Consider the following 12,218-nt stretch of genomic DNA (forward strand, 5'->3'; position numbering starts at 1 on the left):
ACGGGTGCAAAGGTAGTGGTTTTTTACGCCACTACCAAATTTTTTCTTATTTTTTGAATGTAAAAGACCGCAAGTTTTGCATTTTTATTACGCAAAAGCCCTGTCAGACAGCCTTTTGACATTTCAAGAACGCACTGCCGACAAATTATTTCACAGTTATGAGGAAATAGTTCTTCTTGCCACGCTGAACGAGCAGATACTTGCCGTCGATGAGGTCGTCAGAAGTAATCTCACGGTCGAAAGCGGCGAGTTTCTCCTTGTTGAGCGACACGCCTCCGCCCTGAACGAGCTTGCGCATCTCGCCCTTGCTGGCAAACACGGCAGCCTCTGTGGTGAACAGCTCTACAGCCGGCAGGCCTATCTTGTCCTTTGAAACCTCAAACTGGGGCACACCCTCAAAGATGTCGAGGAATGTCTGCTCGTCGAGTTTCAGCAGGCTGTCTTTTGTCGACTTGCCGAACAGTATGTTAGAAGCCTCAACGGCTGCGTCGTAGTCCTCGCGAGAGTGAACCATAACGGTTACTTCTTCAGCCAGGCGGCGCTGCAGCGTGCGGCGTCCCGGATCCTGACGGTGCTCCTCTACGAGGGCGTCGATGGTCTCCTTGTCAAGGCTGGTAAATATCTTGATATAGCGCTCTGCGTCGTCATCGCTAACGTTGAGCCAGAACTGATAGAACTTGTAAGGCGATGTGCGCTTCGGGTCGAGCCAGATGTTTCCGCTCTCTGTCTTGCCGAACTTCTTGCCGTCGGCCTTGGTTATCAGCGGACATGTCAGCGCGTAAGCCTCAGCCTCGCTGCCGAGCGTGCGGCGTATAAGCTCGGTTCCGGTGGTCATGTTGCCCCACTGGTCGTTGCCGCCCATCTGCAGCTTGCAGCCCTTGTGCTGATAGAGATACAGAAAGTCGTAGCCCTGGAGCAGCTGATAGGTGAACTCGGTAAATGACAGGCCGTCGCGTGCCTCGCCGTTAAGGCGCTGCTGAACGCTCTCCTTTGCCATCATGTAGTTTACGGTGATGTGCTTGCCCACCTCACGCGCGAACTGCAGGAAGCCCATGTCCTTCATCCAGTCGTAGTTGTTTACAAGTTCTGCCCTGTTGGGAGCGTCGCTCTCAAAGTCAAGGAACTTGGCGAGCTGCTTCTTTATGCACTCCTGGTTGTGACGCAGGGTCTCCTCGTCGAGCAGATTGCGCTCAAGGCTCTTGCCTGAAGGGTCGCCTATCATACCTGTTGCACCGCCCACGAGTGCCAGCGGTTTGTGTCCGCAGCGCTGCAGGTGACGCAGCATCATCACGCCGCAGAGGTGGCCTATGTGCAGCGAGTCGGCTGTCGGGTCAGTGCCCAGATAAGCAGTAACCTGCTCTTTCTGCAACAGTTCTTCCGTACCCGGCATTATCTGGCTCAGCATGCCACGCCATTTCAATTCTTCTACAAAGTTCTTATTCATCGTATTTTTCTTTATTTTTTGTTCGTTAAACATATAAAAGCCGCACAGGCTTCTTTCAGATGAGCTGCGGCTCAAAGCCTGATGCCGCACGGCACGGCCGCAGGATGCCCCTGCGTAATAATCTCCCGACAGCGGCAGCCTTAAGACTATGGCACGGGGTCGTAGCCGCTTCCGCCCCAAGGGTTGCATCTCAGTATGCGCCATATGGCAAGCGCCAGCCCCTTTATCGGTCCGTGCTTCTTCAAGGCCTGGCGTGCATATTCAGAGCACGTGGGCGTAAACCTGCACGAAGGCGGAGTGAAGGGAGAAATGCAACGCTGATAAAACACGATAGGCAATGACAGCAGCCACACCAATATTCTGGAAATATGGTTAAGAATGCTTCTCATTGCCTCTCTATTTTCTCCGACAGCCGGTGCATAAGGTTTACCACCTTCTTTTCAACCTCGGAGGTTGGCCACAGCTTGTCGTCTATCCAAATCAGAGCAATAAGCAGAGCCGTGCCTTCCTGCTGTTCAAGCTGCTCGTACAGAATGCTTTTGTTAAGCCTGAAAGCCTCGCGCAGCTGCCGCTTCACCCTGTTGCGCTTCACGGCACGCTTGAAGCATTTCTTCGACACGCTCACCAGCACTCTGACGTCAGGCACGCCTGCCTCGGCATCGGTTTTGAGATACACAAGCCTCACAGGGAACGCAGCCATCGAGCGGCTGCCTCCGCGATTGAAGAGCTTGTCTATCTCTGTCTTTCTGCATATCCGCTCTTCTTTCCTGAATGTCAGAACACCGGATGCCGACATAATATTTTATTTGTATCTTTATTTATTCTTCTCCAAAAAGTCTTTCAAGGCGCTTGTCATTGAAGGATGCTCCTTTGTAGGTGCCTCGAATTCCACCTTCAGTCCTGCGTCGTGGGCAGCCTTAGCTGTGGCAGGGCCGAATGTGCCGACTATAACATTATTGTTCTTGCTGTCCTGGAAGGTGCCCTTGAAGGCATTGATTCCCGACGGACTGAAGAAGATGCACATGTCGTAGTCGAATGTCTTTATCTCTTCCTCTGTGAAGTCGTTGCTTACGGTACGGTACATCACACACTCAGTGTGGTTGAGCTTCTTCGAGTCGAGCAGAGTCTTCACGCTGTCGTCGTGAACGTCGCTCATGGGGATGAGATACTTCTCTGTCTTGTGCTTTATCATCGTGGGCAGCAGGTCGTCTATCTTTCCGGTCTTTCCGAAGAACACCTTGCGCTTGCGATACTGCACATATTTCTGGATATACAGAGCTATAGTCTCAGTTACACAGAAATACTTCATCGTCTCAGGTATTTCAAGCCTCATTTCCTTGGCAAGCTTGAAATAGTTGTCGATCGCATGACGCGACGTGAACACAACAGCCGTATAGTTGAGAATACTTATCTTCTGCTGGCGGAAGTCTTTTGAAGAAAGTCCTTCAACCTTTATGAAAGGACGGAACACCAACTCTACTCCGTATTCTTTTTCCATATCAAAATACGGTGACTTCTCGCTACTTGGTCTGGGCTGTGAGATCAATATCTTTCTTACCATCAGTAAATACCCTAAACATTTATTTTTAAATAGTCTACAATCATTACCAGAACACCCCACAATGATAGCAAGGGCATAATTTCAAGGGCACAAAAGTACAAAATTATTTGCAAAAAAAAGGTTTTATGCCCGAAAAACACTACATAACTCTTGTAAAGCAGCAGTAATTTCACTAGAACTATAACAAAAGCGACGTAAAAAACTGCGTTTTGTATAGACAAGTCGAAATAAGACTGAAGCATCACGAGAGGGAAAAGAGCCACGCCTTCAAACGACGTGATGAACAAAAACGACTTGAGCCATCTTGTGCTTTTTTTCTTGCCGAAGAACACGCTGTTGACAAACCAGTAGATCAGCATCTTGAGGGCATAATAGCCAACGAAGACGCCAAAAAAGATGGCCACGAGCTGATATTGCGACGAGAGGATGAACGTGTCGGCAACGCAGTCCTGTGTATAGAGGAACGACACTATCGCAAACAGCAAGCACGTCTGCAGCACGAGGAACGACTGGAAACGCAGCTCGTTGGTAGTCTCCGAAAATTCGGTGGTCAGCGTCCTGGGCTCATAAAAGAAATTCTTGGTCTGCCTGAAAAGGAACCTGCGCGACTTGGAAAATGCTATAAGAGCCAGCACAAAGCATCCCAGAAGCAAGGCAGTGATGGTGTTGTCGCCTCTTATGGTGTAGGGCACAGGGTCGCCGGCCACGCCGTAGCGTCCGCCGTCGAGCTCGGGATGATACATCGAGTCGTTTGAGAAGAAGTTCTGCTTGTAGTATTGCGGCAGGCTGATGTCCTTCGCGCTCTTGCCCTTGTCGTGTCCGGGCAGATGGAGCGTGTCGGGACGCGTGCTCAGATGAGTGTTCTCAACATGGAACACCGACTGTATGGCAGAGTCTTGCTGGGCCGGAGTGGCGTCAGCAGGCAACTGCTGCAACACCTCATACGGGTGTTTCACTTTGGCCGGTGTCTCCGCCTTCAGCGGCTCGGCCGGCACTACTTCTTCATGTACGTTCGTCGAATCAGCCTGAAGCTCTGTCATCTTTTGTTTTCTGCCCTACTTTGTTAGTTTATATATAACAAGAGGATGTGTCAAGACACGGCATGCGCATAGGCGCAACGCCTGTGTGTTCTGACACATCTTCCATGCATATGGACTTTACAGTCCGAATGCTTTCTTTATCTCGTCTACCTTGTCGAGCTTCTCCCATGTGAAGAGTTCCACCTCGATGGTCTTTGTCTCGTGGTAGTGGCTCTCAAAGGTTTTCATCACCTTTTCATACTTGCGGCCCATGTGTCCGTAAGCGGCTGTCTCGCTGTAGATAGGCTGACGCAGCTTGAGGTCGCGCTCGATGGCTCTCGGCCTCAGGTCGAACATCTTCTTGATAACCTCGGCTATCTCGCCGTCCGACTGGCTTACGTGGCTTCTGCCGTAAGTGTTTACATATATGCTGACAGGCTCTGCCTGACCTATGGCGTAGCTTATCTGCACGAGCATCTCGTCGGCAACGCCGGCAGCAACCATATTCTTGGCTATATAGCGTGCGGCATAGGCAGCCGAACGGTCAACCTTGCTCGAGTCTTTGCCCGAGAACGCGCCTCCGCCGTGAGCGCCCTTGCCTCCGTATGTGTCAACGATAATCTTACGGCCTGTAAGACCTGTGTCGCCGTGAGGACCTCCGATAACAAACTTTCCTGTCGGGTTGACAAGATACTTGATGCCGTCGTCAAACAGCGCAAGCACCTTCTCGCTGTGAATCTGCTCCTTGACACGCGGCATGAGGATATTCTTCACGTCTTCCTTTATACGTGCCAGCATGGCATCATCGTCAGAGTCAAACTCGTCGTGCTGTGTAGAAACCACGATGGTGTCTATGCGGCGGGCCTCGCCGTTGTCGTCGTATTCAACCGTAACCTGGCTCTTTGAGTCAGGGCGCAGGTATGTCATCTGCTTGCCTTCCTTGCGTATGTCGGCCAACGTGCGCATTATCATGTGCGCCAGGTCGAGCGACAGCGGCATGTAGTTTTCTGTTTCGTTGCAGGCATATCCGAACATCATGCCTTGGTCGCCGGCACCCTGCTCGCTTTCGTCCTGACGGTCAACGCCGCGCTTGATGTCCTCGCTCTGCTCGTGTATGGCGTTGAGCACACCACAAGAATTCCAGTCGAACTGATATTCCGACTTTGTATATCCTATTCTCTTTATCGTCTTGCGGGCAATGGTCTGCAGGTCGATATACACATCGCTGCGCACCTCGCCGGCAATGACAACCTGTCCTGTGGTCACGAGCGTCTCAACAGCCACGCGGGCCTTGTCGTCGTAAGCCAGGAACTGGTCGAGTATTGCGTCTGAAATCTGATCGGCAACCTTGTCTGGATGCCCTTCTGATACTGATTCTGAAGTGAAGAAATATGCCATTTTATTTACCTTAATTATAAAAGAGTGTGCAAAGTTAAGGCAATTAGTTCTAAACGCAAAATAAAAACAGCCTTTTTAACTGATTTTCAGTGTAAAAGCCACTGCATCAGTATGGTTATGACATATTTTCATAAACAGCGGCTATGCCGTCTACCGACATGTAGCCGAAAGAGAGACGCCTGCCGCCGGCGTTTCAAAAAAAGGAAAAAGAAACAGCCGGCAGACAGGCGCCTATTGACATTATACACGGTCTGTGCCCCGGAAACGAGCCGGCGGAAAAGCCGGAACCGGGGGTACAGACTGTAAGGATGATTTACTTCTTGACAAACTTTCTCACTTCTGACGATGTTCCGTGGTCAATTATCAGGATATAATAACCCGGTGCAACGCCTGAGGTGATGTTCTCCGGGGCGCCGACTCCGCGTGCAACCACCATGCCGCTCGTAGCCGAAACAAGTGTCAGCTTGTCTGCTGGATGAACGGAAGGCACTGTCTCAATGCCCGAAGAGATGTATTCATTGTAGCGCTCCTTAACCTTGTTGGAACTCATTGCACCTTTATATATAGTGAACTCGTCGATTGTGCCCTCAAGGAAGTTGTTAAGGCTCACGTTGACATTGCCCACGGTGAGCGGCTCGTCGTTGTCTGATATGTCGCCTGTGGCATCGGCAGCCTCGGCTATCAGCACTCCGTTGGCATACAGTTTCAGCGTCTTTGTATAGCTGTCGCGCACGCAAACGATGTGAGTCCACTCGCCGTTGAAGTAAGCTGTACCTGCGGCTGAAGCCTCGCTCTTGGTTACATTGTCGTCAACGGCAAACTTCAGCAGTCCGTTCTTATACTCCAGACCAACCCACTTGCCTGTTGCTCCGGCTGCAGCGTTGGCCGTTATGCTGCCTTTATGGAATATGTAAGCGGCATCGTCGGCAGACTTAATCCAGAATTCAACGGTGAAGTCTTCTGTGCCGAGCTGTATCTGGCTGTATGCCATCTGTGTGAAGTAAGACGCTCCGTCGAGCTGTGCGGCGTTGCCCTTGATGCCCTGCACCGATGCCGGCGCGCCAACGGCCTCTGCCATGCCTTCTACGGTGTTTGGAGTAGAGCCCGCACTGATCTCATCGAACGGATAGCATGCCAGCGGCGTCAGCACAATCTTGTCGCGCACGGTTATCGTTCCTTCTATAGTTGCAGTGGTCTCGCCGCCAGTAGTAGACACCTTATATTTATATGTACCTGTGGCCGAAGGCGTTCCGCTTATTGTAAACTGCCTTGAAGAGTTGTCCACCGACATGGTTACGCCGTCGGGCAGTCCCTCTGCAGACACGCCCGAGGCGTTCTTCCACTCATAAACAATGGCCTCGATGGCCTCGCCCTGCTCCACGGTCTGGTTGAGCTGTCCGCTAACCGCACGCAGCGATGCATCGGTAGAGAATCTGTCGGGCAGATAATAGCCAAGGTGAGGCGGCTGGTTGTATGCCACATTCTGCCATGCTATGGCCATTCTATATATGTGGTCCTGCATGAGGCAGGGCACCTTGTATTTAGTTTCTTCCGTCGTGGTGAATATAAGCAGGTCAGAGTTTGTGCTTCCGTCCCACAGTATCACCTCCTCGCGCCAGTCGCCAAGGATGTCGGCCGAAAGACAAGGAGTCTTCTTCGACGTGTTGCACGACTGCGCGTTGCTGTATTGTCCGAGGCTCCATTTTGCGGCATCGCTCGTCAGTGTGGCGTTGCGCTTAACGATATCTGTGCCGTCGAGCAGCTCTTCATAGAGGTCACCGTCCCAGTATATGCGGAAGTTGCACGACGGACGCTTGTCTGCCACCTTGTTACCCTTGCAGTCGTATGTTGCCGTAGCCTTCGAGCCTGACGTGTAGTCGGCTATTGCCCAAGCCTCGCATCCGCGCCACTTCTCACTCACGTCGGCCACTACGCCGCGGCCTATGTCGTTGCCGCTCTGCTTCTGTCCCCAAAGAATCTCGCCCGTCTTGGCGTCGCGGAACTCTGCGTCCCAGGGGAATGCCGCCGATTTCTCCTCATGCACCATCCATATCTCAAGTCCGTCATGGTCGGGGTCGAAGTCGCCAAGATGCAGGGCGTCGCCATGTCCGGCACCGGTACGGTAGAGCACAGAGCCGTCGTGGTCAACACAAGCTGCTCCATACACAATCTCGTCGCAGCCGTCGCCGTCAACATCGCCAACCGTAAGGGCATGAGCACCTTCACCGTAGATGCCTTCGCCGGCAGTTTCCGACTTATGCAGCCAGCGCTGCGTAAGGTTCTTTCCGTCGAAGTCCCATGCACAGAGATACGATGCCGTATAATAGCCGCGGCACATCACCAGGCTAGGCTTCTGTCCGTCGAGATAAGCCACACACGCCAGATAGCGCTCAGAGCGGTTGCCGTAAGAGTCGCCCCACTGTGAGTTAGAGCGCACTGAGCGCAGCGGCACATAGCTAACGGTGGTTATCTCGGCGCCGGTCTGTCCGTTGAACACCGTGAGATACTCAGGACCCGACACTATTATGCCCATGTTCGAGCCGCTGCTTACGCGATAGTCGTCGGTAACCTTGTCGTCGCCCATCAGCACGGCCTTGCCCTGTCCGTCTATGGTTCCGGGGGCTGTCTTGCATGCCACCTCGGCCTTTCCGTCGCCGTCGAGGTCGTAGACCATAAACTGCGTATAGTGAGCGCCGGCGCGTATGTTGCGTCCGAGGTCTATGCGCCACAGCTTCGTGCCATCAATCTTGTATCCGTCGATATACACATTGCCCGTGTAGGCACCTTTCTCCGAGTTGTCCTTCGAGTTGCTCGGGTCCCATTTAACTATTATCTCATACTCTCCGTCGCCGTCAACGTCGCCCACAGAGCAGTCGTTGGGGCTGTATGTGTAGGCCACGCCGTCGGGAGTGGTGCCGCCTGCAGGTCTGTCAAGGTGCACCTTCTTATACACTTCAGGCCATACGGCTGCCTCAGGCGTGGTCTCAACCACCTGTCCGCCGTCAATTGCCTTAACGACATACTTGGCATCGGCCGTTCCCGAAGCGTCAACATAGTTGGTGCTGCCGGTTATCGGCTCTGCGTTAACCTTCACTCCGTCACGATACACGTCGTAGCCCTGACTGCTTTTGTCAGACGTCAGGCATCGCCACGACAGATAGACGCCTGCCTTTGTCTTTACGGCCACGAGTCCGCGTCCGAGCGTCTCGGCCTGCTGAGCCACAGAATGGCACAGAGATGCGGCAAGCATCAAGCATGAAAAAAACAATTTTCTCATAAGATTTAAGTTATTGATTTATTTTAGCAAGAAAAGTTACGTACGCAAAGGTAATCATTATCGCTCAAATAACGAAATTTATCGGCAGGCAATACTGATTTTAGTATGCATAAGCGCGAAATGCGGACAGCCTCCGGCGACAAGCCGGCAACTGCCCGCAAATTTCATTGCCTGTTACTGACAAGGACTTAGTACAAGACTTCTCTATATACTAACTCTCACTAAACGAGGCATAAGCGGCATCTGCCTGCCACAACAAATCACCACTCTACGCCGCCCTCGGCCATCACGCCGTCGGCAAAGGGAGTGTCGTCGGCACCGAAAGAATTGGCTTTATACTGGATGCATATAACAACCATGTCGTCCGCGCCCGTGTTGCGCAGCGCACGCATTCCTGCTGGAGCAACACGCACTACGCTACCCTGAGCCACAGTGAAGGTCTTGCCGTCTACCTGAAACTCGCCCTTGCCGCTCACGATGATATACAGTTCCTCGTGTGTCTTGTGTGCATGAAGGAAGGTGCTGCCCTCGCCCGGAGCAAAGGTCTGTAACGAAATTTCAGAGCCTGTTGCGCCAAGGGCCGTGCCTGCAAATACCTTTCCTTTGAGAACCACACCGCCGCCGAAGTCGATTTCGTGCTCACGCAACTCGTTGAAACTGCCTGTTGTAACTGCGGTGAAATTGTCGCCGCTACCTATAATCTCTAACTTTTTCATCTTATTATGCTTTTATTGTTCACGATGCAAAGTTAGTTTATATCTGCGTATGTATCAAGAGGTTACAAAATCTAAAGCCGGTTACGCGGAGGTTACTAATGCTGAAACCAAGCCATTTACGCCTATCACTTTTACACACTTTAACAACAGCACACACGCATAATGGCTTTCGCCAAGACGCATGGGCACATCACATCTGGGGATGCACGCCGGAAGAAAGACATTTTTATTCAAAATAGAGCCCCGCATATGCGGTTTATTTAAGAACATTGGTTACTTTTGTAAACCGTAATCAATGTTTTTATGATTAAGAACGAACTAAAAGACACATTATACCCCACCTGCCCCATACGCAACATATTGTCGCGCGTAGGCGACAAATGGTCGATGCTTGTGCTGATAACGCTCAACGGGCACGGCGTGATGAGGTTCAACGAACTGCGCCGCAACATTCCGGACATATCGCAGAAGATGCTGTCGGAGGTGCTGAAGGCGCTCGAGGCCGACGACCTTGTGTCGAGAAAGGTGTATGCCGAGGTGCCGCCGCGCGTTGAATACAAGCTCACAGAAAGGGCGCTGACGCTCATTCCGCTCATAGAAGGCCTTATAGACTGGGCTTTAAGCAATATGGACGACATAATGGAGAGCCGCAAACAGTATCTGCTGAAATAGCAGAACCATTAAGTTTCAGTAAACGTTGCGCATGGATGAATATGCCACTGTCTGCCGACAGACAGCAGTCTGACGACAAAGATGCTATCTGTTGACGTATTTCACTGTCTTAACTTCGCCGCCGTCATACTTTATCTTCAATATCAAAATGCCCTTGCCGAAACTCTTCAGGCCGTCCATGCCGTCTGTTTTTCCTAACAATGCACCAGCCGCTGAATAGACGCTGATGTCCGTTATGCGATGGCTTTCAACATCAGTGATACCGGCAGAGCCCTTAGGCGGTATCTCTATCACAGCCGTGTCACGGCCATGAGCATTTTCTGCATACACCTCCACAGAAGCGCCGTCCATAAGGTCGATGTCGGTAAAGGTCATTGTGGCATAATAAGGGGTGTATGACGTGCATGGAAAAATAAAGGATCCCGACTCCTCGCTCAGCATGGCAGATATGTCATTGCTGCCTTCGTAGCGCGCTTCTACGGTTACATCATAATATGAGCCATTGTCCTTGTCAGGCTCAACGCTCACCAGGCCGGCACTAAGTATGCGCGGCTTCATCTCAAGAGTCATTACATATTCCGACTTTACATCCTCTCCTCCTGACTTTCCTTCTAACGTAACCAGAGCGCGTATGTCGCCGTCTATCGTGCGTCCGTATCTGTCTTCATCGCCTTCAGCAACAGCAGGCACGGTGAACTCTTCGTCGGCCGATGTGGCTATGGTTTCATATCCTCCCGACTTCAACGGCAGACGGCACTCCCAACGGCGGTCTGACACGGCATTGTCGCCTGCAATTATATAAAAGGTGTGCGACTTATAGGCCGAAGCTATTCCCGTGTCGTCAATGTCTCTGCCGGCTATTTTCACCTTGGCATCGTCCGCAATGCTCCAACCCGTTGCGCCGAGCAGACTTAGCGTCACGTCATCAACGGGCATGTCTATCTTGCCTTCGCCTTTATAGTACATCAAACTTTCAGCGCTTGTGAGAAATCTCAGCGACCTGTTAACGTCAAAATTCTTCGGCGCATACAGCTTATAACCCTCTTCTGCATTCAACACATAAAGATAGCCAGCTGCCGGACAAACAAAGTTTTCAAGTGACGTATGGTCTGAGACCGGCAAATCTTCCATGCGCGTGCCGTCTTCAGCAAATATCAGTCTGTCAAAGGCAGTCATGCCTCCGCATCCAAACACAATGTTTCCTTCATTGTCATATCTTACGCCCGAGCCGAATCCCAAGGCAGAAGCCATGGCCCTAAGCATGGCATAGGCAAGATTCTTTGAGCCCGCAACAGCGTCACGGCCAGCCCCTACACACCATTGCGTATTGCTGTTAATATGTATCACCGCGTCAGTTTCGGGCACATTGACAAGCCCTTTGCCTGCCAGTTTACGGCACAGCGCAAGCGGATACATCACCTTATCTGCCGACGAAGGCAGCGCCGAATAATTCACTTCGGTCCTGATATCGGCCCCCTGCATGTCGTCATAGCTCACCTGCAACTTCAGCGTATCTCCCGATGCCATATATCCGCTCCAGATGTCTGACGCCATCTTCAATGCGATTTTAAGATTTTCGGGCATTTTCTCACAGCCGTTTGCTGCCATCACCACGCATCCCGACCGCCGGGCAGACAGGCGCAAGCGCTTGGCATCGTCCGACGGGGCAATCGTTACGGCGCCGCAATCGTAGACATCGTCATGCACAAGCGTAACAACATTCTGCGAATGTCCGCACAATGAAACAGCCGAAAACAACGACGCAAGCAGTATTTTTAACAAGGATGATGATGACATAAGCTATATTTTTTAAATTTAACCGACAGCAAATATATTTCTGCATGCTATGAATATAACGGACATATCATGACTTTTATTTCGTGCCTGTTTACTTTTTATCAAAATCACGCCCCACCATGAGTCTATCCGACAAGCATAATCCATTTTGTCTGAAGGCCTCCTACTTGCTGACTGACAGCTGCGATGAACACACATATTTCAGTTATTACACCTCACGACAAGGCCCGGCTTTCTGCATACTGAACGGCACCGCTTTCTAATATGCCGTCTTTTACATTCCAAAAGGGCACAAATTGCACGCTAAAAGGTGGTCTTTTGGAGGCTAAAACAT

At 51.4% G+C, this 12,218-nt stretch carries 10 protein-coding genes; 1 reads left to right on the top strand and 9 read right to left on the bottom strand.

Annotated features, from left to right (window positions below):
* Nucleotides 1–145: 145 nt before the first annotated feature.
* The 8 genes from tyrS to ACZMIG_RS07075 all read right to left on the bottom strand — a co-directional run bounded on the left by tyrS (nt 146) and on the right by ACZMIG_RS07075 (nt 9,415).
* Nucleotides 146–1,444: a tyrosine--tRNA ligase gene (gene tyrS, locus ACZMIG_RS07040; protein ID WP_021853510.1), complete on the bottom strand. Its 1,299-nt coding sequence runs from the start codon at nt 1,442–1,444 to the stop codon at nt 146–148.
* Between the two features lie 146 nt (nt 1,445–1,590).
* Nucleotides 1,591–1,833 carry a membrane protein insertion efficiency factor YidD gene (gene yidD, locus ACZMIG_RS07045; protein ID WP_082335251.1) on the bottom strand — a complete coding sequence of 81 codons (243 nt, stop codon included), beginning with the start codon at nt 1,831–1,833 and terminating at the stop codon, nt 1,591–1,593.
* Nucleotides 1,830–2,240: a ribonuclease P protein component gene (rnpA, locus tag ACZMIG_RS07050; protein ID WP_125105258.1), complete on the bottom strand. Its 411-nt coding sequence runs from the start codon at nt 2,238–2,240 to the stop codon at nt 1,830–1,832. Before rnpA ends, yidD begins: the two co-directional genes overlap by 4 nt.
* Before the next feature lie 18 nt (nt 2,241–2,258).
* Nucleotides 2,259–3,005, bottom strand: a complete 747-nt coding sequence (locus ACZMIG_RS07055) for a uroporphyrinogen-III synthase (protein ID WP_053398739.1) — start codon at nt 3,003–3,005, stop codon at nt 2,259–2,261.
* An 11-nt stretch (nt 3,006–3,016) separates the two neighbouring features.
* Nucleotides 3,017–4,045, bottom strand: coding sequence for a DUF4271 domain-containing protein (locus ACZMIG_RS07060; protein WP_487889362.1), 1,029 nt, complete (start codon nt 4,043–4,045; stop codon nt 3,017–3,019).
* Nucleotides 4,046–4,162: 117 nt separating this feature from the next.
* Nucleotides 4,163–5,422 carry a methionine adenosyltransferase gene (gene metK, locus ACZMIG_RS07065; protein ID WP_487889363.1) on the bottom strand — a complete coding sequence of 420 codons (1,260 nt, stop codon included), beginning with the start codon at nt 5,420–5,422 and terminating at the stop codon, nt 4,163–4,165.
* A 313-nt stretch (nt 5,423–5,735) separates the two neighbouring features.
* Nucleotides 5,736–8,699, bottom strand: coding sequence for a rhamnogalacturonan lyase family protein (locus ACZMIG_RS07070; RefSeq protein ID WP_482682818.1), 2,964 nt, complete (start codon nt 8,697–8,699; stop codon nt 5,736–5,738).
* A gap of 260 nt (nt 8,700–8,959) precedes the next feature.
* A complete protein-coding gene (locus ACZMIG_RS07075; RefSeq protein WP_482682820.1) occupies nt 8,960–9,415 on the bottom strand; it encodes a cupin domain-containing protein in 456 nt (151 codons plus the stop codon).
* A 303-nt stretch (nt 9,416–9,718) separates the two neighbouring features.
* On the opposite strand from ACZMIG_RS07075, the gene ACZMIG_RS07080 reads away from it, so the two are divergent.
* Complete coding sequence (locus ACZMIG_RS07080; RefSeq protein WP_053398732.1) at nt 9,719–10,087, top strand: winged helix-turn-helix transcriptional regulator; 369 nt, start codon at nt 9,719–9,721, stop codon at nt 10,085–10,087.
* 84 nt (nt 10,088–10,171) lie between these two features.
* Here ACZMIG_RS07080 and ACZMIG_RS07085 read toward each other — a convergent pair whose 3' ends face one another.
* Nucleotides 10,172–11,884, bottom strand: coding sequence for a hypothetical protein (locus ACZMIG_RS07085; protein ID WP_487889364.1), 1,713 nt, complete (start codon nt 11,882–11,884; stop codon nt 10,172–10,174).
* Nucleotides 11,885–12,218: the final 334 nt, after the last annotated feature.

It is taken from the genome of Xylanibacter sp., from assembly GCF_057607445.1.